At 67.2% G+C, this 23,878-nt stretch carries 23 protein-coding genes and 1 tRNA gene; 11 read left to right on the forward strand and 13 right to left on the reverse strand.

The genetic code is table 11. The annotated features are described in order from the left end of the window. Positions 1 to 63 precede the first annotated feature (63 nt). A tRNA-Cys gene (locus ACPTTC_RS05975) sits at positions 64 to 137 on the forward strand. A 250-nt stretch (positions 138 to 387) separates the two neighbouring features. Here ACPTTC_RS05975 and uppS read toward each other — a convergent pair. The 3 genes from uppS to ACPTTC_RS05990 form a co-directional block, all read right to left on the reverse strand. After that, positions 388 to 864, reverse strand: coding sequence for a polyprenyl diphosphate synthase (uppS, locus tag ACPTTC_RS05980; protein WP_423391834.1), 477 nt, complete (start codon positions 862 to 864; stop codon positions 388 to 390). An 89-nt stretch (positions 865 to 953) separates the two neighbouring features. Next, entirely contained in the window at positions 954 to 1,502 is a 549-nt protein-coding gene (locus tag ACPTTC_RS05985; RefSeq protein ID WP_423391835.1) for a GNAT family N-acetyltransferase, read from the reverse strand. A gap of 58 nt (positions 1,503 to 1,560) precedes the next feature. After that, positions 1,561 to 2,184 (reverse strand): helix-turn-helix domain-containing protein, encoded by a 624-nt coding sequence (locus ACPTTC_RS05990; RefSeq protein ID WP_423391836.1) that lies wholly within the window; start codon positions 2,182 to 2,184, stop codon positions 1,561 to 1,563. A 148-nt stretch (positions 2,185 to 2,332) separates the two neighbouring features. On the opposite strand from ACPTTC_RS05990, the gene ACPTTC_RS05995 reads away from it, so the two are divergent. Together ACPTTC_RS05995 and map are read left to right on the forward strand one after the other, a co-directional pair. After that, on the forward strand, positions 2,333 to 2,569 hold the full coding sequence (locus ACPTTC_RS05995; RefSeq protein WP_175951834.1) for a ParD-like family protein: 237 nt from the start codon (positions 2,333 to 2,335) through the stop codon (positions 2,567 to 2,569). After that, positions 2,569 to 3,375, forward strand: a complete 807-nt coding sequence (gene map / locus ACPTTC_RS06000; RefSeq protein WP_423391837.1) for a type I methionyl aminopeptidase — start codon at positions 2,569 to 2,571, stop codon at positions 3,373 to 3,375. Before ACPTTC_RS05995 ends, map begins: the two co-directional genes overlap by 1 nt. 153 nt (positions 3,376 to 3,528) lie before the next feature. Here the strand turns inward: map and ACPTTC_RS06005 are convergent, their stop codons facing one another. Both ACPTTC_RS06005 and ACPTTC_RS06010 read right to left on the reverse strand, forming a co-directional pair. Continuing rightward, positions 3,529 to 4,032, reverse strand: coding sequence for a GAF domain-containing protein (locus ACPTTC_RS06005; protein ID WP_423391838.1), 504 nt, complete (start codon positions 4,030 to 4,032; stop codon positions 3,529 to 3,531). Between the two features lie 102 nt (positions 4,033 to 4,134). After that, positions 4,135 to 5,052, reverse strand: coding sequence for a LysR family transcriptional regulator (locus ACPTTC_RS06010; protein WP_423391839.1), 918 nt, complete (start codon positions 5,050 to 5,052; stop codon positions 4,135 to 4,137). Positions 5,053 to 5,161: 109 nt separating this feature from the next. Here ACPTTC_RS06010 and ACPTTC_RS06015 point away from each other — a divergent pair, with 109 nt between their 5' ends. Next, entirely contained in the window at positions 5,162 to 6,034 is an 873-nt protein-coding gene (locus ACPTTC_RS06015) for a pirin family protein (protein ID WP_423391840.1), read from the forward strand. A 125-nt stretch (positions 6,035 to 6,159) separates the two neighbouring features. After that, positions 6,160 to 6,645 carry a GNAT family N-acetyltransferase gene (locus tag ACPTTC_RS06020; RefSeq protein WP_423391841.1) on the forward strand — a complete coding sequence of 162 codons (486 nt, stop codon included), beginning with the start codon at positions 6,160 to 6,162 and terminating at the stop codon, positions 6,643 to 6,645. Positions 6,646 to 6,667: 22 nt separating this feature from the next. Here ACPTTC_RS06020 and ACPTTC_RS06025 read toward each other — a convergent pair whose 3' ends face one another. Genes ACPTTC_RS06025 through ACPTTC_RS06035 form a run of 3 tightly spaced genes read right to left on the reverse strand, consistent with a single transcriptional unit; the run spans position 6,668 to position 8,642 of the window. Next, positions 6,668 to 7,537, reverse strand: coding sequence for a cytochrome c oxidase assembly protein (locus ACPTTC_RS06025; protein ID WP_423391842.1), 870 nt, complete (start codon positions 7,535 to 7,537; stop codon positions 6,668 to 6,670). 10 nt (positions 7,538 to 7,547) lie between these two features. Then, complete coding sequence (locus ACPTTC_RS06030) at positions 7,548 to 7,994, reverse strand: copper chaperone PCu(A)C (RefSeq protein WP_011351435.1); 447 nt, start codon at positions 7,992 to 7,994, stop codon at positions 7,548 to 7,550. 12 nt (positions 7,995 to 8,006) lie between these two features. Next, positions 8,007 to 8,642 carry an SCO family protein gene (locus tag ACPTTC_RS06035; RefSeq protein WP_423391843.1) on the reverse strand — a complete coding sequence of 212 codons (636 nt, stop codon included), beginning with the start codon at positions 8,640 to 8,642 and terminating at the stop codon, positions 8,007 to 8,009. Positions 8,643 to 8,923: 281 nt separating this feature from the next. Here ACPTTC_RS06035 and otsB point away from each other — a divergent pair, with 281 nt between their 5' ends. Then, positions 8,924 to 9,676 carry a trehalose-phosphatase gene (gene otsB / locus ACPTTC_RS06040; protein ID WP_423391844.1) on the forward strand — a complete coding sequence of 251 codons (753 nt, stop codon included), beginning with the start codon at positions 8,924 to 8,926 and terminating at the stop codon, positions 9,674 to 9,676. Next, a complete protein-coding gene (gene otsA / locus ACPTTC_RS06045) occupies positions 9,673 to 11,052 on the forward strand; it encodes an alpha,alpha-trehalose-phosphate synthase (UDP-forming) (RefSeq protein ID WP_423391845.1) in 1,380 nt (459 codons plus the stop codon). The genes otsB and otsA overlap by 4 nt, the downstream gene beginning before the upstream one ends. A gap of 77 nt (positions 11,053 to 11,129) precedes the next feature. Here the strand turns inward: otsA and ACPTTC_RS06050 are convergent, their stop codons facing one another. Then, positions 11,130 to 12,962 (reverse strand): ABC transporter ATP-binding protein, encoded by a 1,833-nt coding sequence (locus ACPTTC_RS06050; RefSeq protein ID WP_226195705.1) that lies wholly within the window; start codon positions 12,960 to 12,962, stop codon positions 11,130 to 11,132. A 564-nt stretch (positions 12,963 to 13,526) separates the two neighbouring features. Between ACPTTC_RS06050 and ACPTTC_RS06055 the strand changes: the two genes are divergently transcribed. From ACPTTC_RS06055 to ACPTTC_RS06065, 3 genes are all read left to right on the forward strand, one after another. After that, complete coding sequence (locus ACPTTC_RS06055; RefSeq protein ID WP_175951753.1) at positions 13,527 to 14,591, forward strand: glycosyltransferase family 4 protein; 1,065 nt, start codon at positions 13,527 to 13,529, stop codon at positions 14,589 to 14,591. Between the two features lie 235 nt (positions 14,592 to 14,826). After that, complete coding sequence (locus tag ACPTTC_RS06060; RefSeq protein WP_423391846.1) at positions 14,827 to 15,633, forward strand: hypothetical protein; 807 nt, start codon at positions 14,827 to 14,829, stop codon at positions 15,631 to 15,633. Between the two features lie 39 nt (positions 15,634 to 15,672). Further along, the gene (locus ACPTTC_RS06065; protein WP_423391847.1) at positions 15,673 to 16,137 is read left to right on the forward strand and encodes a DUF2214 family protein; all 465 of its coding nucleotides are present in this window, start codon (positions 15,673 to 15,675) and stop codon (positions 16,135 to 16,137) included. A gap of 177 nt (positions 16,138 to 16,314) precedes the next feature. On the opposite strand, the gene gudD is transcribed toward ACPTTC_RS06065, so the two are convergent. Next, positions 16,315 to 17,667 carry a glucarate dehydratase gene (gudD, locus tag ACPTTC_RS06070; protein ID WP_423391848.1) on the reverse strand — a complete coding sequence of 451 codons (1,353 nt, stop codon included), beginning with the start codon at positions 17,665 to 17,667 and terminating at the stop codon, positions 16,315 to 16,317. Positions 17,668 to 18,025: 358 nt separating this feature from the next. Between gudD and ACPTTC_RS06075 the strand changes: the two genes are divergently transcribed. Further along, positions 18,026 to 18,787 carry a FadR/GntR family transcriptional regulator gene (locus tag ACPTTC_RS06075; RefSeq protein WP_423391849.1) on the forward strand — a complete coding sequence of 254 codons (762 nt, stop codon included), beginning with the start codon at positions 18,026 to 18,028 and terminating at the stop codon, positions 18,785 to 18,787. 137 nt (positions 18,788 to 18,924) lie between these two features. Here the strand turns inward: ACPTTC_RS06075 and ACPTTC_RS06080 are convergent, their stop codons facing one another. The 3 genes from ACPTTC_RS06080 to pdxY all read right to left on the reverse strand — a co-directional run bounded on the left by ACPTTC_RS06080 (position 18,925) and on the right by pdxY (position 23,715). After that, on the reverse strand, positions 18,925 to 20,073 hold the full coding sequence (locus ACPTTC_RS06080; protein WP_423391850.1) for a branched-chain amino acid ABC transporter substrate-binding protein: 1,149 nt from the start codon (positions 20,071 to 20,073) through the stop codon (positions 18,925 to 18,927). 364 nt (positions 20,074 to 20,437) lie between these two features. After that, a complete protein-coding gene (locus tag ACPTTC_RS06085) occupies positions 20,438 to 22,582 on the reverse strand; it encodes a phosphocholine-specific phospholipase C (RefSeq protein WP_423391851.1) in 2,145 nt (714 codons plus the stop codon). Between the two features lie 272 nt (positions 22,583 to 22,854). Next, positions 22,855 to 23,715: a pyridoxal kinase PdxY gene (gene pdxY, locus ACPTTC_RS06090; RefSeq protein WP_423391852.1), complete on the reverse strand. Its 861-nt coding sequence runs from the start codon at positions 23,713 to 23,715 to the stop codon at positions 22,855 to 22,857. Positions 23,716 to 23,878: the final 163 nt, after the last annotated feature.

Consider the following 23,878-nt stretch of genomic DNA (forward strand, 5'->3'; position numbering starts at 1 on the left):
GACTTTCGGTCCTCGAATAAAAAATCTGTCGCTTGCCTCACGGCATCCGGACAGTCCGCTTTTGGCGCGATAGCAAAGCGGTTATGCAGCGGCCTGCAAAGCCGTTTAGGCCGGTTCGACTCCGGCTCGCGCCTCCAAGTAAGAAGAGAAAAAGCCCTGAGAAATCAGGGCTTTTCTTTTTTCCGTGACCCGTCTGCAACCCCATGCGTTTCAGCCAGACGCCGTCGCCAGCATCGAGGCGCCGCGGGTCGTAGCGGACATCCGACAGGCGGGGCAGGTCAAATTCCACGTTGGGCATGGCTCGCACTCCTTCAACATGACCGAAACGAATATCGCGTTTCGAATAACCGGTGGATCAGCCACCGGTTATCGGGCATTACCGACAAATCAGATACCAAATCGCCGTTGCCTCAGCCTGAATGTCGCGATGGCGTTTTCGAAATCCTCACGACTGAACGCCGGCCAGCATACGGGCGTGAAATAGAACTCGGAATATGCGCTTTGCCACAGCATGAAGTTGGAGAGCCGCTGTTCGCCGGAAGTCCGGATGATGAGATCGGGGTCGGGTTGCCCCGCCGTATAAAGGCGACTCGCGATCAGTTCGGGACTCAGGCCGGACAGCAATTGGTCGAGTGAACCTACGGCCGCGTGTTCGCTGATCAGCGCCCGGATCGCGTTCAGCAATTCGAGGCGGCCGCTGTACGCGACCGCGATGTAGACGTCGAGCCCCGGGACCTGCGCTGTGCTTCGCACGGCATCGTCGAGGCGTGCCGCGACGGTCGAAGGGCGTGTCGTCAGGTCGCCGATCACGCGCGGCCGCCAGCGGCCGCTACGGGCCAGTTCATCGAATACCTCGACGATCACGGTCGACAGGCCGACCCGTTCCTCTGCGTTGCATGGAAATGACGATTGCTCGTGCTATCGGCGCCGGCGGTCGAACGCGGCGATGCCGCTCAACCATCCACCGGCTGCGCCGGCGTTTCGAGCGTCAACTGATAGAACGCCGCGTCGAGCCACCGGCCGAACTTGAATCCCGCCTGCGTGATTGTGCCCGAGTGCACGAATCCGAGCTTCGTATGCAGTGCGATGCTTCCTGCATTGGCCGCATCGATGCAGCCGACCACCACGTGCACCTGCGCTTCGCGCGCGCGCCGGATCACTTCGCGCAGCAGCACCTCCCCAAGCCCGCGGCCGCGCTGGTCGCGATGCACGTACACGCTGTGTTCGACCGTGTACTTGAAGGCGGGAAACGCGCGGAACGTGCCCCAGCTCGCAAAGCCGAGCAGCGTGCCGGACGTGTCGACGGCGCCGATGACCGGGAAGCCGCCCGAGCGCTTCGCCGCGAACCACGCGACCATCGCTTCCGGCGGACGCGGCTTGTAGTCGTACAGCGCGGTCGAGGTCGCGATCGCGTCGTTCAGGATCTCGAGGATGGCCGGCGCATGCTCGGCCTCGCTGCAATCGATCAGGCGCACGTCGTCGCGCTGTTTCGGGGAATTCATACGGGCTCCAGTGGGCAGTAAGTAGGGCGCGCGCACGGCTGCTGCGATGACGCGCTCGTCAGAGGTTCCGCGCGCCGGCGGCGGCAGATGCATCGCAGATTGCGACGATATAGCGCGCGGTATGCGACGACGGATTGCTGAAAATCAGCGGCTGGTCGAGCCGCAGGGCCAGGCAGTCGCCTTCGTGAAGTTCGTGAAGCGCGTCGCCGAACGTGACGTCGACGCGGCCGCTGATGATCCACACCTGCTGATGCAGCGCGCTTTCGCGTCCGCCGCTGTCGTACGCGACGCGCGCACCGGGCGGGAAATCCACTTCGACGAGCTGGATCGGCGATGGCCAGCCGGCCGGGGAGAGGTTGCGGCGCACATAGCCGGACGCCGGATCTCGCCACTCGGCCTGCTGCGCGCGGCGTGCCAGCGGATGCGCGGGCGTGTCGTGCTGGTCGCCGCTGAACAGCCCGGCCAGCGATACGCCGAGCCCGGCCGCGAGCTTGTCGAGCACGACAGCCGTCGGGCTGGCCGATGCGCGTTCGATGAGCGAAATCATCGAACGGCTGACGCCGGAGCGCGCGGCCAGCGCATCGAGCGTGTAGCCTCGTACGGTGCGCAGGTCGCGTACGCGCCGCGCGATGCGTTCGTTGATGCCGGTGTCGTCGGTAACGGCGGTGACTGATTCTTTCATGGTGGATTCATTTTCCAGTAAATTGGAATTTGATGTCAACGACACTGACGGCGGCCGGCCAGTGGCTCGACGGGATCTGAATGGCTTGCCCGGCAGTCACGCGCAGCTTAATATACGAACTGACTACGTTTTGTTTAATTGGGGATATATGGGCATCATCAAGATTTCCGAGCACATGCACGAGCGGCTGCGCTCGACCAGCACGGCGCTGAGCCGCTCGATCAATGCGCAGGCCGAACACTGGCTGCGCGTCGGGATGCTGGCGGAACTCAATCCGGCGCTGTCCTACGGGGACATCTGTCGGATGCTGATCGAGGCCGAAGCACGGGGCGGTGAGACGGGGCTGGCGGAACCGGTCGAGCACGGCATCGAGCAGGTGGCGTAATGGCGAAGCGAGAAATCCCGATCCGCGGCGCCGCGGAAATCGCCAAGTCGCGCGAGGCCGCGAAGCTCGCATCGCAGGTGCTGACGATGATCACCGAGCACGTGAAGCCGGGCGTCTCCACCGACGACCTCGATGCACGCTGCCGCGAATACATCATCGACGTGCTCGGCGCGATTCCCGCGAACATCGGCTACCACGGTTATCCGAAGACGCTGTGCACGTCGGTCAACCACGTGGTGTGTCACGGCATTCCGACGTCGCGGCCGCTGCGCAACGGCGACATCGTGAACCTCGACATCGCGGTGATCAAGGACGGCTGGTTCGGCGATACGAGCCGCATGTATTTCGTCGGCGAACCGAACGAGCTCGCGCGGCGCCTCGTCGCGACGACCTATGAGGCGATGCACGCGGGCATTCGCGCGGTGCGTCCGGGCGCCACGCTTGGCGACGTCGGCTACGCGATCCAGCAGGTCGCGCATCGCGAAGGATTCAGCGTGGTTCGCGAGTATTGCGGGCACGGCATCGGCGATGTCTATCACGACGAGCCGCAGGTGCTTCACTACGGCCGCCCGGGCACCGGCGTGCCGCTGCGGCCGGGGATGATCTTCACGATCGAGCCGATGCTCAACGCGGGCAAGCGCGACACGCGCATGCTGGCGGACGGCTGGACGGTCGTCACGAAGGACCATTCGCTGTCGGCGCAATGGGAGCACATGGTCGTGGTGACCGAAACGGGTTTCGAGGTGCTGACCGAGGACGCGAAGCCGCAGGCGTTCCCGGCGCTGTCCGGCACGCACGCCGCCTGATACCTGCAATGCGCCGCGAAGGGCGGTGCGGCGGCACAGTGAGACGGGCCCCTTTGCGGGGCCCGTTTCGTTTTCGTTCTCGGTCGTGAGACGCGATTCACATGCGAACGTGGCGGCCGGTTGCCCGATGGATGAACGTGGCCTGGCCGCCGCTTAACCGCGCGCTTTCTGCCATGCGTGTTCGATGAACACGCGGCACAGCGCTTCCATCCCCTGGCGATCTTCTTCGTCGAAGCGCGCGGCGACCGGGCTGTCGACGTCCCACACGCCGATGAGCGTGCCGTCGGCGGCCACCAGCGGCACGACGATTTCCGATTCCGATGCCGCGTCGCACGCGATATGGCCGGGGAAGTCATGCACGTCGCGCACGACCTGCGTCTCGCGCGTCTGAGCGGCCGTGCCGCATACACCCTTGCCGAGCGCGATCCGCACACAGGCGGGCTTGCCCTGGAACGGCCCGACCACGAGCTCCGTCCCGTCGAAGAAGTAGAAACCGGCCCAGTTGAGACGGTCGAGCGAGTGGTAGACCAGCGCGGAGAAGTTGGCCGCGTTCGCGGTCAGGTCGCGTTCGGACTCGACGAGTGCGCGTGCCTGCTCGACGAGCGTCGCGTATTGAGCCGCCTTGGAGGCGTGGGGGGCGTTGGACAGCGTGAACATGGCGGGAAAGCGATCAGAGTTGTGGAATGCGCGATGCGCGTACCGCAGTTTACGGCACGCGCGCGCGGTTTGCAGCGCAACGTTGCACGTGACGCTGCGGGTTCAATCGGGTTCGAGTTCGGCAAACCGTTCCGCCAGAAAATCCAGCAGTGCGCGCACCGCGGGCAGCAACCCCCGGCGCGACGCGAACACGGCATGCACGATCTCGCGGCGCGGCGCCCAGTCGGGCAGCACGGTCACCAGCTCGCCGCGCGCGACCTCTTCGCGCACCATCATCGTCGGCAACTGCACGACGCCGACGCCCGCGGCGGCGGCCGCGCGCAGCGCGAGCATGCCGCCCGTGACGAAGCGCGGCTGGTGATGAATTTCCGCGTGAGCGCCGTCGGGCCCGCGCAGCCGCCACACGTGCGCGGACTGCGGGGCACCGTGATCGAGGCTGGGCAGCTGCGCGAGATCGGCGGGAACAGCCGGTGCGCCATGCTCACGCAGTAGCGCGGGGCTTGCGACGAGGCACTGGCCGCGCTCGGCCAGCACGCGCAGCGCGAGATCGCTGTCCTCGAGCGGCGGCGGGCGCACGCGGATCGCGACGTCGATCCCTTCGCCGACCACGTCGACGCGCCGGTTGGTCGCTTCCAGATGAATCTCGACGCGCGGGCACGCGACCATGAACGCGGCGATCATCGTGCCGACCAGCGAATCGAGCAGCACGATCGGGCAACTGACGCGCACGATGCCACGAGGCTCCTCGTGCAGCAGCGCGATCGCCTCGTCGGCGGCATCGGCCTCGACGAGCATCGCGCGGCAGTGCGCGTAATAGGTCTGGCCGACGTCGGTAACCGTGAAGCGGCGCGTCGAGCGCTGGATCAGCCGCATCCCGAGCCGCGCCTCGAGCAGCGCGATGCGGCGGCTCAGCTTCGATTTCGGCATGTCGAGCGCACGCCCGGCCGGTGCGAAGCCCCCGTGTTCGACGACCTGCACGAAGTAATAGAGATCGTTCAGATCCCGCGCTTTATCGTTCATGAAATGGAACGCTGAGTGCGATTTTGGCAGTCTACCGGATCGATCGTTCCACCACTATATTTCTACCCAGGATGCGAAACACGTGTTTCGCCGCAATTCGGAGAAGGCAATGAAGAAGATCCAGGGTGTGTACAGTGCGCCGCGCGGCCATTGGGTCGGCGACGGTTTCCCGGTGCGTTCGATGTTCAGCTACCAGTCTCACGGTGCGCACCTGAGCCCGTTCCTGCTGCTCGATTACGCCGGCCCGACCACGTTCGAGCCGGGTTCGGCCTCGGCGCCGCGCGGTGTCGGCCAGCATCCGCACCGCGGGTTCGAAACGGTGACGATCGTCTATGACGGCGAGGTCGCGCACCGCGACTCGACCGGCGCGGGCGGCGTGATCGGCCCGGGCGACGTGCAGTGGATGACGGCCGCGAGCGGGATCCTGCATGAGGAAATCCACTCGGAAGGGTTCACGCAGCGGGGCGGCCCGCTCGAGATGGTGCAGCTGTGGGTGAACCTGCCCGCTGCGGACAAGATGGGCGTGCCCGGCTACCAGACGCTGCTGAACGCCGACATCCCCGTGGTCGAACTGCCGGACGGCGCGGGGCGGGCGCGGATCATTGCGGGTGAACTCGACGGGCGGCGCGGCCCGGCTCGCACGCATACGCCGATCGACGTGTGGGACGTGCGGCTCGCGGCCGGCGGCCATGCGCGGTTCCCGGTCGCCGAAGGGCGCACGCTCGCGGTGGTCGTGCTGGGCGGTACCGTGCAGGTGAACGGCGAGACGGTCGCCCGCGAAGCGCAGTTCGTGCAACTTGGCCGCGACGGCAGCGATGTCGAGATCGAAGCGAACGGCGACGCGAAGCTGCTGATCCTGAGCGGCGAACCGATCGACGAACCCGTCGTCGGTTACGGGCCGTTCGTGATGAACTCGCAAGCGGAGATCCGTACCGCAATCGAGGACTTCAACAGCGGCCGCTTCGGCCGGATGCCGGCGTGACGGACAGGCCCCGCGCAATGCGGGGCTTTTTTTGCGAGCGGACAGCGGGTCGCGCAGCGCGTGCGCTTCGAGGCATAATCGGCGATTGCCGTGCGCCGGCCGGCGCGCCCGAATCAGGACCGACCATGAACGCATCCGCTGCATCCCCGAGCGCCGCCGATCTCGACTGGCGCTGGAAATCCTTTGACGCGCTGACGGCGCGCGAAGTCTATTCGATCCTCGAAGCACGCAGCGCGGTGTTCGTCGTCGAGCAGAACTGCGTGTATCGAGACATCGACGACGCGGACCAGGCCGCATGGCACCTTGCCGCCTTCGATCCGGCCGGTCGCCTGGCCGGCTATCTTCGTGTGCTGCTGCCCGATGCGCAGAATGCCAACGTCCGCATCGGCCGCGTGCTGACGACCGCCGCGTTCCGCGGCGCGGGCCTCGGCAACGGCCTGCTGTCGCGCGCGCTCGAGCATATCCGCGCGCAGTGGCCGGATACGCCGGTGAGCCTGCATGCGCAGGCCCACTTGCAGCGTTTTTACGGGGCATTCGGCTTCGCGCCGAGTTCGGACGTGCACGACGAGGACGGCATCCCGCACGTGTGGATGAGCCGCGCACGCGCGTAATGCGCGACGCGCCGCGCAGCGGTCAATGCGCGGCGTGCGCCACCGACGGCCGGTCCGCGCGCTGCGCGGCCCGTTCTTCGACCAGGCGGCCGCGCGCGGACAGCCGCAGCCAGTGCCGCAGCGCGATCAACGCACCGATCACGCTCATCATCGAGCCGGGAATCCACAGCAGCAGGCCACCGATCTGCTGATCGCGCAGCGGGCTCAGCCACGTGAACGCACGGCCGCAGATCGAATAGATCGGATACAGCTCGTGCGGCGTGAAGAAGATCAGCGCGCCGAGCGCGATCTGCGGCGGGATCGCCGCGACGACGATCAGGATCCGGCGGCCCGGCGACAACCGCGCGGGCGGCGCGGGACGCGGATCGACGACGAGCCACCAGAACAGCAGCCCGTCGATCACCATGCTCCAGTTCATCACGCGATAGAGACGCCAGTCGAGCATCGCGATGAAGTGGATCGGCGACAGCAGCCAGAAATAGATCAGCCCGACGAACAGCACGACCGCGACGACGGGATGGAACACCACGTCGAGCGTCGCGCGCACGGGCGCCCACGCGAGCGCGGGGCGCACGAAACGCTGCCGCCAGCGGAACGGGATGCCCGCTCGAATCGCCGCGCCCGGATAGGACAGCGCAATGAAGAACGGCCCGAGGTGGTGCAGTACCAGATGCTGCGCGCGATGCAGGAAGAACTCGTGCTCGAAGAAATAGTCGAGCCGCGTATGCAGCGCGACGTAGAGCGCCGTCAGCCCGAACCAGAACGAAAACTGCCGCAGCGGCGACACCTTCGCCTTCTTCACGCCGCGTGCGAACAGCACGGCGGCGATCAGCACCGCGATCACCACGGTGGGCGACGGTTCCCACGGATCGAGCCAGTACAGGAGGTTCATCGCGCGGGCATCACTTTGCCTGGGCCGGTGACTTCACGGCGAACGGCGCATCGACCGTTTCGCCGTCGGAGAACTTCAGGCGCAGGTGCACGGTGTCGCCCGGCTTGATCGCGTGCTTCGGCTCCTCGAGCATGAAGTGGTAGCCGCCCGGCGCGATGTCGACCTTGCCGCGCGCGGGGATCGTCAGCTTGTCGACCATTTCCATCTTCTGCGTCGAGCCGTTCGAGACGGTCTGGTGCAGCATCGCCATCCCGTAGTCGGGGCTGTCGACGTCGACGAGATCGACCGGCTTGTCGCTCGTGTTCACGAGCGTCACGTAGCCGCCGGCGGGCAGCTTGTTCGGCAGCCAGCGCACCCATGCGTTCTGCGCGGTGATCGCGCCGGCGGCATACGCGTGCGCGCCCGCGCACAGCGCGGCGAGGAGGGCGAGCGTCTTGAGGGTCGTTTTCGTTTTCATGTCGGGATGAATTCAGGTCGTGGAGGCGGTGTCGATGATCCGGCGCACATCGGCGGCGATGGCGTCGGGCGAGTCGCGATCGGTCGCAAGCAGGCGGGCGCGGCCGCTCGCGTCGAAGATGTAGACGGCCGAGCTGTGCGTGACTTCGTAGCCGCCGGACGGATCGCGCTTTTCCATCTGGTACGCGACGCGATAGCGCTTCGCGAGCGATTCGATCTGGCGGTCGGTGCCGGTCAGGCCGCGCGCATGCACGGCGTCGAATGCGGCGACATACGATTGCATGGCCTGCGGCGTGTCGCGCGCGGGGTCGACCGAGACGAACAGGATGCGCACGTTGTTGGCCTGCGGGCCGAGCTTCGCCAGCACTTCCATCAGCCGCGCCATCGTTTCGGGGCAGACATCGGGGCAGTGCGTGTAGCCGAAGTAGACGAACGTGACCTGGCCGTGGAACGCATCGGCGTCAACGGGGTGACCGTCACCGCCCGTCAGCGTGAACGACAGGTCGGGCAGGTGGCCGGTGACGTTGGTCAGGTTCCAGCGCGGCTCGTCGTGTGTGCACGCGGCGAGCGCCACGGCGGCGGCGAGGGCCGCGGCCGTGCGGATGAGGCGGGAGAAGCGCCGGTGCGGCGCAGTGCGGGCAGACGACATCCTGGGGCTCGATCGGACGGAATGGTGGCCGCCGGCGGCGCCATGCGTCGCGCGGCAGGCGGTTGCGACTGTAGCGCAATTCGCGCGCCTGCGTCCTTTCGAAACCCGTACGCGGCGGGCGAGCGGGGCAATATGTCGCAGTTGACGCGGGCGGCGGCGCGCTGCCCGCGAGGCACCGGTTTCGCCCATCTCGATACGCAGGCGCGGTAAGATGCGCACAATTCCATTCGCGCAGCGGCCGCCCGGGGCGTTTGCCGGCCGACCCTCACACTATCGAATCGATGCAATCCGTTCCGGCTTCCCTGTCCCTCACCGATACCGCGTTCTTCTTCGACTTCGACGGCACGCTCGTCGAACTGGCGCCCACGCCCGACAGCATTCATGTTCCGCCGTCGCTGCCGCCGCTGCTCGACGAGCTGCGGCGCCGCTCGCACGGCGCGGTCGCGATCGTGTCCGGGCGCGGTATCGACAACATCGACACGTTCCTGAAGATGCCCGACATGCCGATCGCCGGCCTGCACGGCGCAGAGCGCCGCGATGCGAACGGCGACACGCAGCGCATCGGCTTCAACGACGAACGTCTGCTGCGCATCGAGCGCGAGCTGGCGGCCGTCGTCGACCGTCATCCGGGCATGCTGCTCGAAATCAAGGGCGCGGCCGTCGCGCTGCACTACCGCAACGCGCCCGAGCGCGAGGCGGCTGCGCGCGCGGCCACCGAGCGCCTCGTCGCCGACTACGCCGACGCGTATGTGCTGCAGCCCGGCAAGATGGTGTTCGAGATCAAGCCGAAAGGCGTCGACAAGGGGCGCGCGCTCGCCGCGTTCCTCGACGAGCCGCCGTTTGCCGGCCGCGTGCCGGTGTTCGCGGGCGACGACCTGACCGACGAGAAGGGCTTCGCGGTGGTCAACGCCCGCGGCGGCCTGTCGATCAAGGTCGGCGCGGGTGAGACGTCCGCCCGCATGCGGCTCGATTCGGTCGACGCGCTGCATGACCAGATCGCGTGCTGGCTCGGTGCGGGGCAGCCGGACGCATGAGTCGCCTCATCATTGTTTCAAACCGCGTTGCGCCGATTTCGGAAGGCGAACCGGCGGCGGGCGGTCTCGCGATCGGCGTCTACGATGCGCTGAAGGAGACCGGCGGCATGTGGTTCGGATGGAGCGGCGAGGTCGTCGCGTCCGGCGCGCCGCAGATCCGCGTCGAGGAGCACGGGCCGGTCACGTTCGCGACCATCGGCCTGTCGCGGCGCGACTACGACCAGTATTACCGCGGCTTCTCGAACGCGACGCTGTGGCCCGCGTTTCACTACCGGGCCGACCTGATCCAGTACGACCGTCACGAGTTCGAAGGCTATGGCCGCGTGAACGTGTGGCTCGCCCAGCAGCTCGTGCCGCTGCTCCAGGACGACGATGTGATCTGGGTGCACGACTATCACCTGATCCCGTTCGCGCGCGCCCTGCGCGCGGCCGGCGTGAAGAACCGCATCGGCTTCTTCCTGCACATCCCGTTTCCGGCTGCGCAGGTGCTGGTCAACGTGCCGCCGCATCGCGATCTCGTCGAGTCGCTGTGCGCATTCGACCTGCTCGGCTTCCAGACCGAGCCCGACCTGCGCGCGTTTTGCGACTACGTTGAGTCGGAAGCAGACGGCGTGATCGAGCGCGATGGCCGCCTGGCGACGGTGCGCGCATTCGGCAGGACGCTGCGCGCGGCCGCCTATCCGATCGGCGTGCATCCCGACGAGATCGCGTCGCTCGCGCAGGCCGGCGAGCACGGCAAAGCAGTGCGCACGCTCGCGACCTCGCTGCGTGGTCGCAAGCTGATCATGAGCGTCGACCGGCTCGATTACTCGAAAGGGCTCGTCGAGCGCTTCCGCGCGTTCGAGAAGCTGCTCGAACACGAGCCGTCGCATCGCAATCGCGTGTCGTTCCTGCAGATTGCGCCGTCGACCCGCGCGGAGCTGCGCGCGTACCAGGACATCCGCCTGCAGCTTGAGGGGGAGTCGGGGCGCATCAACGGACGCTTCGCCGAGCTCGACTGGGCGCCGATCCTCTATATCCATCGCCAGTACGACCGCCAGCTGCTCGCTGCGCTGTACCGGCTCGCGCGGGTCGGCTATGTGACGCCGCTGCGCGACGGGATGAACCTCGTCGCGAAGGAATACGTGTCCGCGCAGAATCCGGAGGATCCGGGCGTGCTCGTGCTGTCGCGCTTCGCGGGCGCCGCACGCGAGTTGACGGGGGCGCTGATCGTCAATCCGATCGATATCGACGGGATGGCCGATGCGTTGTCGCAGGCGTTGACGATGCCGCTCGCCGAGCGGCGCGCGCGTTATACGGACATGATCGCGCAGCTTCGCGAGAACAACGTGTCGGTGTGGCGCGACAACTTCCTGCGCGATCTGCAGCACGCGTAACCGGCGGTTCATCGAGCAATGAAAAAGCCGCAGTGCGAGGCGCACTGCGGCTTTTTTGTCGACTGCGGGCCGGTACGTCAGGCCACGCGTTCGCCGGTCGGCGTGCTGCCGTCGGGAGCCGGGTGATGACGGCCGTGCTGTTTCGCGAGCAGGTCGCGGTACAGGCCCGGGCGGTTGCGCAGCACGTCGGGTGTGCCGTCGTCGATCACCTTGCCGTTGTTCATCACGATGATCCGGTCGAAGTTGCGCAGCGTCGACAGGCGGTGCGCGATCGCGATCACCGTGCGGCCGACCATCAGGCGGTCGAGCGCGCTCTGGATCGCTTCCTCGGATGCGCTGTCGAGCGCGGACGTCGCTTCGTCGAGCAGCAGGATCGGCGCATCTTTCAGGATCGCACGGGCGATCGCGATGCGCTGGCGCTGGCCGCCCGACAGCTTGACGCCGCGGTCGCCGACGATCGTGTCATAGCCTTCCGGCATCGCTTCGATGAACTCTGCGCAGCGCGCGTCGCGCGCGGCGGCGAGCACTTCGTCGCGGGTCGCTTCGGGGCGGCCGTACGCGATGTTGTCGTAGATCGTCCGGTGCAGCAGCGAGATGTCCTGCGGCACGAGCGCGATCGCGTGGCGCAGGCTGTCCTGCGTGATCGTCTTCACGTCCTGGCCGTCGACCAGCACGGCGCCGTCCTGCGTGTCGTAGAAGCGCTGCAGCAGCGCGAGCACGGTCGACTTGCCGGCGCCCGACTTGCCGATCAGGCCGACGCGCTGGCCCGGCTCGATATGGAGGTCGAAGTGGTCGAGGATCGCGCGGCGGTGCGGATACGCGAACGTCACGCGCTCGAAGTCGACGCGGCCACCCTTGGCCGACAGCGGCTGTGCGTCGGAGCGGTCCGGCATCCCGTGCGGCTCGAGCAGCGTCTTGACCGCTTCGGACAGGCGCGCGATGTGCTGCGTGACGTCGACGAGTGCGACCGCGAGATCGCGCGTGCCGTGAAGGATCGTGAAGCCGAGCGAGCTGACCAGCACGATGTCGCCCGACGTCGCGCGGCCCTGGTCCCACAGCCACAGCGCCCAGCCGAGCAGGCCGGCGGACAGCATCGCGGTGATCACGGCGTGCAGCAGGCGCAGCTTCTCGAGATAGAGCAGGCTCTGCTGGCGCGCATCCATCTCGGCCTTGACCGTCGCGCCGAAGCGTTTCTGTTCACGCAGCGTCATCCCGAACGCACGCACGAGCCCCATGTTGCCGATCACGTCGACGAGCTCGCCGTCGACCGCCGCCGCCTTCGCCGCGAACGCGTGGTGGCGCGCGGAGCCGCGACCGGCCAGCTTGAACAGCACGACGGAGAGCACCGCGGAGCAGCCGAGCAGGCCGGCCGCCATCATCGGATTGACGACGATGATCATCAGGATCGCGCCCATCACCGCGATGCACGGCGGCAGTACGTTCCACGCCATCGTGTTCTCCGACGTGTAGACGGCGTTCGACGTGGCCGTGATGCGGCTCGCGAGCGTGCCGGGCTGCTTTTCGGCGTAGTAGGTGGGCGAATGGCCGATCAGGTACTGGAACAGGTCGCGCCGCAGGTCGCCGGTGACCGCGACGAACGTGTGCGCGGCGAACCAGCCGCCGACGCGCCACAGCAGGTTGTCGGCGGCGATCAGCCCGACGAGCAGCGCGAATGCGCTCCACAGCGGGCCGGGGTGATGTCGCCCGGTCGCCAGCACGTCGATCAGGTGCTTGATCGCGTATTGCGAGCCGAGCGCGCAGCCGACGGCGGCCAGCACGCTGCAGAGCACGACCAGGTGGGCGACGGGGTGAAGGCGAATGTAGCGGAACAGGAACGCGATCGGCCGGTGCGCGTAGCTCGACAGCTTCGCGTTGTGGGCGTTGCGCTGGGCAGGGGTGAGAGATTCCAAAATATGCGTGCGGTGATTCGGTGATTGAGCGTGGCGGCTGGATCGCAGGCCGGCGTTCGCCCGGACTGAATAATCCGGCATTGTAAACAAGGCCGCGTGTCGCGCTGCGCGAATCTTGCCTTGGCCGGGGGCTCGCGATCGATTTTGAGATAAAATCCGGCATCCCGTCCTGCCTCATGTGCCGGAATCACGCTACCGGCAGTCACGGGGGCAAGGAATGCCAAAAGGGCCTTCCACTCTAGAACGGACACCCAAGTCCGCGGGTTGCAAAGTGTTGCACCTTTGTAACAAAGTAAAGTGTTTGAAATGTTGTGCGCCGTATCGGGATTAACCCTAGATAATCGGCTCCGGGTTCGATTCCAGGTTTTTTTACGAACCCCTGTCAACGGGTCTTCGTTTCAAACGTTCTATGCCTGTCGCGTCGCCGACGCTCCTTGAGCAGCGCGGGTTTGACGCCCCCGGCAGGCTGATTCGTCCGATCTTTGGACGAAATGCATCCAGCCCGGACCGCCGGCAGGTTGCCGACCCATACCTGGTTTTTAGCCGATTTTTTAGGAGTTACGCATGCGAATCGCCCAAATCGCTCCGTTGCACGAAGCGGTGCCCCCGAAACTGTACGGTGGTACCGAGCGAGTGGTGTCCTACCTCACCGAAGCACTTGTCGAGATGGGGCATGACGTCACGCTCTTCGCGAGCGGCGATTCGCAAACCTCCGCGAAGCTCGAAGCCTGCTGGCCGCAGGCGCTGCGCCTCGACCCGACGATCCGCGACGTGATGGCTCCGCACATGCTGCTCCTCGAGCAGGTGCGCCGTCGCGCGGAAGAGTTCGATGTCCTGCACTGCCACATCGACTACTACCCGTTCTCGCTGTTCTCGCGCCAGCCGGTCCCGCATCTGACGACGATGCACGGCCGTCTCGACCTGCCGGAACTGCAGCCGATCTTCAACGCATTCAGCGACGTGCCGGTCGTGTCGATTTCCGACAACCAGCGCATCCCGCTGCCGCAGGCGAACTGGCTGTCGACCGTCTATCACGGCCTGCCGGAAAACCTGCTGACGCCGATCCCGAACGTGAAGCCGAGCTACCTCGCGTTCCTGGGCCGCATCTCGCCGGAGAAGCGCGTCGACACGGCGATCCGCATCGCCGAGCAGGCCGGCCTGCCGATCAAGATCGCCGCGAAGCTCGACAAGGCTGACCGCGCGTACTACGAAGAGAAGATCAAGCCGCTGTTCGCGCTGCCGCACGTCGAGTACATCGGCGAAATCAGCGAGTCCGAAAAGACTGAATTCCTCGGCAACGCGCACGCGCTGCTGTTCCCGATCGACTGGCCGGAGCCCTTCGGCCTCGTGATGATCGAGGCGATGGCTTGCGGTACGCCGGTGATCGCGTTCAAGCGCGGCTCGGTGCCGGAAGTGATCGACAACGGCGTGTCGGGCTTCGTCGTCGAAGACGAGCTGTCGGCTGTTGCCGCACTCAAGCGCCTCGATGCGCTGCCGCGCGAGCAGGTCCGCGCCGCGTTCGAAGCCCGCTTCTCGTCGAAGGTGATGGCGCAGAATTACGTGAAGGGCTACGAGGAACTGCTGCGCCAGAAGCGTCGCACGGTGCTCCGCGAAGTCAACGCAAGCTGATTGCGGGCTGCCGCCGCGCTGCGGCGCGGCTTGCCTTCGACGCCCCGCCCGGGTTCCCGGCGGGGCGTTGTCACATCCGCGGCGCGGATCTGTTGTATTCTCGCCGCGCCCGACGCCGCGAACGGCCCCCGAAGCGACCCGCCATGGCATCCGGCCGTCTGTCCAGACGGTAATGTCCCTATAATGGCCGTGCCGTGAAATCCGGCCCCGCACGAATATCCAGAGGAGAGCAGTCTTGGCGAGAACGAAATCCACGCGCGCAGCGCCGGCCCCCGGCGCCGGTGTGATCTTCGCGTTGCGTGCGATCGGTCTCGTGCTGCTCGCGCGCTGGCTGTTCTCGATGTCCCAGATGGGTTATCGCTCGTCGCTGTCGGCGATGGTGTCGTCGCCCTGGGCATTCGTCTATCTTCTGCTGATCTTCCTGCTGCTCGCGCTGCCGGGCGCCGTCGCGCGCGCCGAACGGCCGTTTCATCCGCTGCCGCAGTGGCTGCGCCAGGCGCTGCGCGTCTTCGCGCTGATCGGTTTCCTGTTCGCGATCTGGTCGATCGGCATGTTCGTCTGGGTGGACGGCTGGCGCCTCGCGCTGCATGCGGTGACGGCGACCAACGGCTGGCTCGTTGCCGCACCGGCGCTTTATGCAGCGATCGTCTGGATCTGTCGCCCGCGGCCGCTGTGGCGGACCAACGTGGCCGCCCGCCGCTTCGCGGTCGGTCGTTATGCGATTTCGCTCGATGTGCTGACGCGCACCGCGATCGTGTGGATGGAAAGCCGCAAGGTCGGCCAGTACGATGCGCGCGAACTGTCGGTGCGCTGGCCCGGCCAGGCGGCGCCTGCGGCAGGCGAGGGGGCATCGGACGCGCAGCCGGCAGTCGTGCCGCCGCGCCGCGGCAGCCTCTTCAACCGACCGAAGGTCGAACTGCTGTGGGATTCGCCGGCGGCCGTCGGCCATAACCGGCAGATCGTCATGCGTGCGCCGCTCGCGACCGAAGGCGACCGCGTCGCGGTGCTCGCGCTCGACGCCGCGCTCAAACAGATCGTCTGACAAGTCCCGCGCACCGCATGCGGGCGACAAGGAGGCGTGATGATCGTCCGCTGGTTGCTGGCTGCCATTCACCTGAGCGCGTTCGGCGTCGCGTTTGCCGCGATCGCGGGGCGTAACCGCGCGTTGCGCCGGCTCATCGCGTCGGCGCAGGCGGCCGACTTGCCCGGTGTATTCAAGGCCGATGCCGCGTGGGGGCTGTCAGCGCTCGTGCTGATCGTGACGGGCCTGGTGCGCGCGTTCGGCGGTTTCGAGAAAGGCTCCGCGTACTACCTGCACGAACCGCTTTTTCACCTGAAGATGACCGCGCTCGTGCTGATCCTGCTGCTCGAGGTCGTGCCGATGCTCGGGCTGATCCGGTGGCGCGTCGCCGCGCGGCGGCAGCAGATGCCCGATCTCGGCCGTGCGCGCACCTATGTGCGGATCGGCCATTGGCAGGCGGTGCTGGTGATCGTCATCGTGTTCGCCGCGTCGGGGATGTCGCGGGGGATTGGGTTGGCCGGGTAGGTGCGACCCAGGCGAGGCCGGGCAGGCCAGCCATCGCTGCCACCACCTTCATCCCGATCCCGTTCTACCCACGCAGCGTTTTCCGCCCGATACCCGTCATCGACCCGGCCGCGGGCCGCATCGCTTCGCTCGGTTTCGGCTCGACCGGGCGATCCTGCCGCCCGGTCCGTCCCGTGCTCAGCGCACGAGGCAGGGGCGCTTGTTGTTGAAGGTCCACCCCGGAATCAGGTACTGCATCGCCGCCGCGTCGTCGCGGGCACCGAGCCCGTGCTGCTTGTACAGTTCGTGCGCGACCGCGACGGCATCCATGTCGATATCGATGCCGAGCCCCGGCCGCTTCGGCACCTCGACCAGCCCGTTCTCGATCTTCAGCGGTTCGCGCGTCAGCCGCTCGCCGTCCTGCCAGATCCAGTGCGTGTCGATCGCGGTGACCTGACCCGGCGCGGCGGCCGCGACGTGCGTGAACATCGCGAGCGACACGTCGAAGTGGTTGTTCGAATGCGAGCCCCACGTGAGGCCCCAGTCGCGGCACATCTGCGCGACGCGCACGGAACCCTGCATCGTCCAGAAGTGCGGATCGGCGAGCGGGATGTCGACGGCCTGCAACTGCACCGCGTGACCCATTTGCCGCCAGTCGGTCGCAATCATGTTGGTGGCCGTCGGCAGCCCCGTCGCGCGGCGGAATTCGGCCATCACCTCACGGCCCGAGTAGCCGTTCTCCGCGCCGCACGGATCTTCCGCGTAGGCGAGCACGTGATGCTGGTCGCGGCACAGCCGCACGGCCTCGTCGAGCGACCACGCGCCGTTTGGGTCGAGCGTCACGCGTGCGTCGGGGAAGCGCTCGGCGAGCGCCGTCACGGCCTCGATCTCGCTCGCGCCTTCGAATACACCGCCCTTCAGCTTGAAGTCGTTGAAGCCGTAGCGCGCATGCGCGGCCTCGGCGAGCCGCACGACGGCCTCGGGGGTCAGCGCGGCTTCGTCGCGCACGCGCGTCCAGTCGTCGGTCGCGCCGCTGCCGTCGCGGTAGGCGAGCGCGGTCTTCGTGCGGTCGCCGACGTAGAACAGGTAGCCGAGCATTTCGACACGCTCGCGTTGCTGGCCTTCGCCGAGCAGCGCGGCGACCGGCACGCCGAGATGCTGGCCGAGCAGGTCGAGCAGCGCGGCTTCGAGCGCGGTGACCGCGTGGATCGTCGTGCGCAGGTCGAAGGTCTGCAGCCCGCGGCCGCTCGCATCGCGGTCGGCGAAGGTGCGCCGCACGTCGTTGAGCACGGCGTGGTAATTGCCGACCGGCTGGCCGACGACGAGCGTGCGCGCATCGTCGAGCGTGCGGCGGATGCTTTCGCCGCCCGGTACTTCACCGACGCCGGTCCGGCCCGCGCTGTCCTTCAGGATCACGAGGTTGCGGGTGAAGAACGGGCCGTGTGCGCCGCTCAGGTTGAGCAGCATGCTGTCGTGACCGGCGACCGGAATCGCTTGCAGGTCGACGATGCGCGGCGTGTCGTGGGAGGGCGAGGCAGTGACGGCGTTCATGGGCGGCGATGGCGAAAGGGTGGGCAATGCCGTGCGGCAAAAGCTTTGCCGCGCGCGGCGGGAGGTGCGATCATTCGACAACCGACATGCGCGGCGCGCAAGCCCCGCAGGTCGACGCAACCCGGAACGGGGTAGGAGCGGCAACCGATCCAGCGGAGCGCAGAACGCGAGCGCCGGCTGATCGTAAAGCATGGGACCAGGCGGCGCTGGAATGCACGCTTGAGTCGACAGGAGATCCGTGTTTCGATCATCAGTCGTCAGATGACTTGTGACGAAGTATAATGAATCATCGGCTTTCGCTCAAACCCCGCGTAAACCCTCGGCTCACATCAAGATCATTCAAAAAGGAACCGGCCTCATGTCCGTGCCTACGCTTCCCGCCGCGCCGCGTCGTCGCGCACGCAGCCTCGCACAAGATGTCGTCGACGCGCTGACCGCGCAGATCGAAAACGGCACGCTGCGTCCCGGCGACAAGCTGCCGACCGAAACCGAAGTCATGGCGGCGCAGGGCGTGAGCCGGACGGTCGTGCGCGAGGCGATCTCGCGGATGCAGGCGAGCGGCCTCGTCGAGACGCGCCACGGCATCGGCAGCTTCGTGCTGGAGCCGTCGCGCCGCCAGACGCTCGGCATCGACCCGGCGACGATCACGACGCTGCGCGACGTGCTCGCGGTGCTGGAACTGCGCATCAGCCTCGAGAGCGAATGTGCGAGCCTTGCCGCGCAGCGCGCGAACGATACCGACCTGGCCGCGCTGCGGCGCGCGCTCGACGCGATCGCAACGGGGGCGGGCGGCGGCCGCGACACCGCACAGCTCGACTTTCAGTTCCACCTGCAGATCGCGCAGTCCACCGGCAACCGCTATTTCGTCGACATCATGACGCAGCTCGGCACGTCGATCATCCCGCGCACGCGCGTGAATTCGGCCCGCTTTGCGGGCGACGATCTCGAGCGCTACGTCGGCCGGCTGAACCACGAGCACGAGGACATCTACGAGGCGATCGCGCGCCACGATCCGGAGGCCGCACGCGCCGCGATGCGCACCCACCTCACCAACAGCCGCGAACGGCTGCGCCGCGCGCACGAGGCGGCCGAGGCCGAGCGCGACGCGCAGGCCGGCTGACGCGCCGGGCGGTGCGGCCGGCGTGGCCGCTTGCCCGCTCGAATCGCCTCAACGTCAGTCGTCATACGAGATCGATGTCCCTTCATCGATTGCCGGGGCCGGGCGGCGTTTCCGCCGCCGGCCGCCGGCACCGCCGATCAGCCTCCCTTCGTCGTGATCGTCTTCCACGCGCCGCTCTTCACCTGGTACAGCGTCGACATCCCGCTCTTCAGCGAGCCGTCGTTCGCGAACGAGATGCGGCCGGTGACGCCTTCGAAGTCGATCTTCTTCAGCGCCGGACGATAGACCTTCGGGTCGGTCGAGCCGGCCGCCTGCATGGCCTTGATCGCTGCCCACGCCGCGTCGTAGCCGAACTGCGCGTATGACAGCACGTCGACGCCGAAGCGCTTCTTGAAGCGTTGTTCGAAATCCTTTCCTTGCGGCAGCTCGTCGAGGGGCCGGCCGTATTCCCACGCCATCGCGCCTTCGGCGGCCGGGCCCGCGATCTTGATGAACTCGTTGTCCTTCACACCGCCGCCGCCGACGAACTGCGCGTTCAGCCCGAGCTGACGCATCTGCTTGATGAAGTTCGCGGCGAGTGAGTCGAGGCCGCCGAAGAAGATCAGGTCGGGGTTCCTGGCCTTCAGGCTCGTGATCTGCGCGCGGAAGTCGACCGCCTGGTTGCTGGTGAATTCGCGACCGACGATGTTCCCGCCGGCGGCCTTCACGGCCTTCTCGAACTCGTCGGCCTCGCCCTGGCCGAACGCGGTGCGGTCGTCGATGATCGCGATGCGCTTCGCCTTCGTCACGTCGACCGCGTACTTGCCCGCGTTGCCGGCGTTCTGGCCGTCGGTCGCGATCACCATGAACATGTTCGCGAGCCCGCGCGCGGTGAGCGTCGGGTTGGTGGCGGCCGGATCGATCACCGGAATGCCGGCCTTGTCGTAGACGACCGACGCCGGAATCGTCGTCCCCGAGTTGAAGTGGCCGACCACGACCGACACGTTCTGGTCGACGAGCGCCTGCGCGGCCTGCACGCCGATGCGCGGGTCGGCCTGGTCGTCCTGCACGACGAGGTCGAAGTGTGCGGACTTGCCGGCGATCTGCACCTTCTGCGCGGCGGCATCGTCGAGCGCAAGCTGCACGCCGTTTTGCAGGTCCTTGCCGTAACCGGCGTTCACGCCCGTGAGCGGCGCGGCGAACCCGACTTTCACGTCGGTCGTATCGGCGGCCTGGGCGGCCTGTTGCGAGAGGAGGGCAAGCGCGGATGCAATCGACACCGACAGCACGGAATGACGGAATTTCATGTTGTTCCTCTTGTTCGACACCTGCGAGTGAGTACCGCATGCGCTCGGGCGGGCCGGACGCGTGCGACGGGCGGGCGGTTCGACCGCTTCTCGGAATCGGGCGGGGAGGTCGGCATCGTGATCCTCGGAAGATTCTCCCGTCAGGCTTTGTGAGGCGCCCCGACTGCCTCGATATATAGGTCGCCGATATGCCCGGGTCTTGGCAATTTGCCGCGCATTCGGTGAGGATTTGCGCATAGCTTCCGCGCGTGCGGCGGCGGCCGGTATCGGGAGTTTCCCGTCGCGAACGGAGCGGGTGGAGAGGGGGAGTGAGGAGCAGGGAGGCGGCGCGGCCCGCCGGGGCCGCGCCGCGCACCGGACGCCGTCAGTCGGACAGGGCGTCCGATGCGGCTTCGGCATCGTCGTGCGATGCGTGCGTGCGGATCAGCGGATCGCTGGTGCTCGGGCGGCCCGTCTCGACGTGGCCCGCGAAGCGGCGCAGGAAGCCGAGCAGCCGGCCGTCGCTGACGGTCAGGTCGTACCAGCCGTGGCTGCCGCGCAGATCCCAGTAGTCGTCGATCTGCTGGCCCGGCGCGAGGTCGAACGTGCGCGCGCGGCCGTGGCCGTATGCGTTCGTGACCTTGAGCCGCACGGCCTGGTGGCCGCGGTTCATCAGGCGCAGCGTGATGTTGCCGTTCGCGACGTCGTAGCCGTAGATCACCTCGGGGTTCACGTTCGCGCTGCCGACACCGGTCGCGAACGGGCCGCGGAAATGGCAGTAGAAGCCGTTCGGGCCGTACACGTCGAGGTCGTACAGGCCGAGCGACGCGGCGGCGCTCCACGTGTCGTCGATCCGCTTGCCGGCTTCGACCGTATACGTCCACGGGCCGTCGAGACGGTTGCGCGACTGCACCTGGAACGCGGCGCCCGCCCGGCCCGTGTTCGCGAAGGTCAGCCGGAACAGGCCGTTCACCGATTCGACGCGGCCGTGCACGAACAACTCGTACGGCAGCGCGCGCGCCGGCCGCAGCCCGGCCTCCTGCTTCGGCAGCTTCTGCAGCACCGGCGGCACCGGGATGTAGTCGGGGTGGCGCAGGCGGTCGGGCGGCGCGTAGCCGCTCGTGTCCGGCAGTGTCGGCCAGCCGGCGTCGGCCGTCGCGAAATCGAACGCGGCGGTCAGGTCGCCGCACACCGTGCGACGCCACGGCGAGATGTTGCCGGCCTTGACCGGATACTGCGCACCGAAGCGCGCTTCGATGAATTGCAGCAGCGACGTGTGATCGAAGGTCTGCGAGCAGACCCAGCCGCCCTTCGTCCATGGCGACACGACGAGCATCGGCACGCGTGGCCCGAGCCCGTACGGGCCGGCCATGTGCGATGCATCACCGGGGAATACCTCGTTGGTCGTCGCGACCGTCGACAGTCCGTTGTCGCGCGACTGCGGCGCGAACGGCGGCTGCACGTGGTCGAAGAAGCCATCGTTTTCGTCGTACGTGATGAAAAGGGCGGTCTTGCTCCATACCTCCGGATTCGACACGAGCGCCTTCAGCACCTGCTCGATGTACCACGCGCCGTAGTTCGCCGGCCAGTTCGGATGCTCGGAATACGCTTCCGGCGCGCAGATCCACGACACCTGCGGCAGCGTGCCGTTCTTCACGTCCTGCTGCAGCACGTCGAACAGCGTGCCGCCCGCGCTGATGTTGGTGCCGGTGCGCGCCTTGTCGTACAGCGGCGTGCCGGGCAGCGCGTTGCGGTACTGGTTGAAGTAGAGCAGCGAGTTGTCGCCGTAGTTGCCGATGTATGGGTTCTGCGTCCAGCCCCACGACCCGGCGGCGTTCAGGCCGGTGCCGATGTCCTGGTAGATCTTCCACGAGACGCCGGCGTTCTCCAGCACTTCCGGATAGGTCGTCCAGCCGTAGCCCGCTTCCTCGTTGCCGAGCACCGGGCCGCCGCCCGTGCCGTCGTTGCCGACGTAGCCCGTCCACATGTAGTAGCGGTTCGGATCGGTCGAGCTCGGGATCGCGCAGTGGTACGCGTCGCAGATCGTGAACGCGTCGGCGAGCTGGTAGTGGAACGGAATGTCGTCACGCTTCAGGTACGCCATCGTCGTGGTGCCCTTGTTCGGCACCCACTGGTCGTAGCGGCCCTTGTTCCAGGCGGCATGCATGTCCTGCCAGCCGTGCGGCAGGTCCTGCAGGAACTGCAGGCCGAGCTTGTCCGCGCCCGGATGGAATGGCAGCAGCTCGGCCGGGCCGACCGGCTGGTGGAACACCGACTTGCCGTTCGCGAGGCGCAGCGGGCGCGGATCACCAAAGCCGCGGACACCGCGCATCGTGCCGAAGTAGTGGTCGAACGAGCGGTTCTCCTGCATCAGGATCACGATGTGTTCGATATCGCGGATGGTGCCGGTGCGGCGGTTCGCGGGAATCGCAAGCGCATCGCGAATCACGGGCGGAAACAGGTTCAGCGCGGCGGCGCCGGCGGTGCCGGCAGCGACGCGCAGGAAGTCACGACGGTTCGATCGGGTCATGGTCGTTATCGTGCGTTAAAGGGGAGCCGATTGGCGGGACCTGCTGGAAGGGCGCGCCTGGGTCGCAGGATGCGGCTGCGTCGAGTCGTGCCGCCGCGAGCATAGCGAGGAATCGGTGTCATTCATGTGAAGTCCGGAAACGTTTGCATCCGCATCGAAGCGATCTCGAGGCAGCGTCGGGACACCTGTCGCCGGCGGTCGTGGTGCGGCGGGGGGAGGCTGGAAAGCGGCGCGGGATGCGCGCCGATGAAGCGGAGGGCGACGCCCGCGCGTCAGGCGTCCGTGACCCACGCCCCGAACCATTCGCTCGGGCGCGCGATTTCGTCCTGCGCGGCGACCAGTTCGAGCTCGTAGCGGCGCGCATCGTAGGTGGCCTTCACGACCGCATGCACGGCCGCGAGCGTATGCTCGAACGCGGCGCGCACGGAGTCGCCGCGCAGCCGGCATGCGACGAAGATCGCGCTGGTCAGGTCGCCGACGCCGACCGGGTGGCGTGGAAACGCGTACAGCGGGCGCTGGCCGATCCATGCTTCCGTTTCGGTGACGGCGAGCATGTTGAAACGATCGGCCGGGCTGTTACGGTCGTGCAGGTGCTTGACGAGGATGATCTGCGGGCCGCGGCGGATCAGCGCGCGGCAGGCGTCGACGGCTTCGGCGACGGTTTCGATGCGCCGCCCGGCGAGCTTCTGCAGTTCGCTGTGGTTCGGCGACATGCCGTCCGCGAGCGCCGGCATCTCCTGGACGATGAATTCCTCGACGCCGGGCTCGGGCCGGATGCCGCCCGTCTGGCCCATCGCCGGATCGCAGAAGTACCACGCGTTCGGATTCATCGCCTTCACCGTGCGGACGATCTCGACGGCCGCACGCGCCTGCGGCGGCGAGCCGAGGAAGCCGGACAGCACGGCGTCGCAGCGCTTGAGTGCGCCAATTGCGGCGATGCCGTCGACGAGCTGCTCCATCTTCGCGGCATCGATCGCACTGCCGGCCCAGTGACCGTACTGCATGTGATTCGACAACTGGACGGTATTGAGCGGCCAGACGTTGACGCCGAGGCGCTGCATCGGGAACACGGCCGCACTGTTGCCGGCATGGCCGTAGATGACGTGCGACTGAATGCTGAGGACGTTTTTCATGGGAATCGCCTGCACGCGTTTCAGGGTCACGTCACACGATACCCGAGTTCGTCGCGCGCGCGGAAGTCGCGCGGCCCCGGAGTGTTGCGCGCCGTCGTCAGCGTGACCGCGTAGAATCGCGGGGCGCGAGGCGGCCTGGCTGCCCGCGAGCGTCTCCAATCAC

The sequence above is a fragment of the Burkholderia mycopellens genome, from assembly GCF_964265025.1.
Lineage (GTDB): Bacteria > Pseudomonadota > Gammaproteobacteria > Burkholderiales > Burkholderiaceae > Burkholderia.

Coding starts and splice junctions, on each gene's coding strand:
- ACPTTC_RS05985 (WP_423391835.1), bottom strand. CDS start 1,502: ATGAATTCCCCGAAACAGCGCGACGACGTGCGCCTGATCGATTGCAGC.
- ACPTTC_RS05990 (WP_423391836.1), bottom strand. CDS start 2,184: ATGAAAGAATCAGTCACCGCCGTTACCGACGACACCGGCATCAACGAA.
- ACPTTC_RS05995 (WP_175951834.1), top strand. CDS start 2,333: ATGGGCATCATCAAGATTTCCGAGCACATGCACGAGCGGCTGCGCTCG.
- map (WP_423391837.1), top strand. CDS start 2,569: ATGGCGAAGCGAGAAATCCCGATCCGCGGCGCCGCGGAAATCGCCAAG.
- ACPTTC_RS06005 (WP_423391838.1), bottom strand. CDS start 4,032: ATGTTCACGCTGTCCAACGCCCCCCACGCCTCCAAGGCGGCTCAATAC.
- ACPTTC_RS06010 (WP_423391839.1), bottom strand. CDS start 5,052: ATGAACGATAAAGCGCGGGATCTGAACGATCTCTATTACTTCGTGCAG.
- ACPTTC_RS06015 (WP_423391840.1), top strand. CDS start 5,162: ATGAAGAAGATCCAGGGTGTGTACAGTGCGCCGCGCGGCCATTGGGTC.
- ACPTTC_RS06020 (WP_423391841.1), top strand. CDS start 6,160: ATGAACGCATCCGCTGCATCCCCGAGCGCCGCCGATCTCGACTGGCGC.
- ACPTTC_RS06025 (WP_423391842.1), bottom strand. CDS start 7,537: ATGAACCTCCTGTACTGGCTCGATCCGTGGGAACCGTCGCCCACCGTG.
- ACPTTC_RS06030 (WP_011351435.1), bottom strand. CDS start 7,994: ATGAAAACGAAAACGACCCTCAAGACGCTCGCCCTCCTCGCCGCGCTG.
- ACPTTC_RS06035 (WP_423391843.1), bottom strand. CDS start 8,642: ATGTCGTCTGCCCGCACTGCGCCGCACCGGCGCTTCTCCCGCCTCATC.
- otsB (WP_423391844.1), top strand. CDS start 8,924: ATGCAATCCGTTCCGGCTTCCCTGTCCCTCACCGATACCGCGTTCTTC.
- otsA (WP_423391845.1), top strand. CDS start 9,673: ATGAGTCGCCTCATCATTGTTTCAAACCGCGTTGCGCCGATTTCGGAA.
- ACPTTC_RS06055 (WP_175951753.1), top strand. CDS start 13,527: ATGCGAATCGCCCAAATCGCTCCGTTGCACGAAGCGGTGCCCCCGAAA.
- ACPTTC_RS06065 (WP_423391847.1), top strand. CDS start 15,673: ATGATCGTCCGCTGGTTGCTGGCTGCCATTCACCTGAGCGCGTTCGGC.
- gudD (WP_423391848.1), bottom strand. CDS start 17,667: ATGAACGCCGTCACTGCCTCGCCCTCCCACGACACGCCGCGCATCGTC.
- ACPTTC_RS06075 (WP_423391849.1), top strand. CDS start 18,026: ATGTCCGTGCCTACGCTTCCCGCCGCGCCGCGTCGTCGCGCACGCAGC.
- ACPTTC_RS06080 (WP_423391850.1), bottom strand. CDS start 20,073: ATGAAATTCCGTCATTCCGTGCTGTCGGTGTCGATTGCATCCGCGCTT.
- ACPTTC_RS06085 (WP_423391851.1), bottom strand. CDS start 22,582: ATGACCCGATCGAACCGTCGTGACTTCCTGCGCGTCGCTGCCGGCACC.
- pdxY (WP_423391852.1), bottom strand. CDS start 23,715: ATGAAAAACGTCCTCAGCATTCAGTCGCACGTCATCTACGGCCATGCC.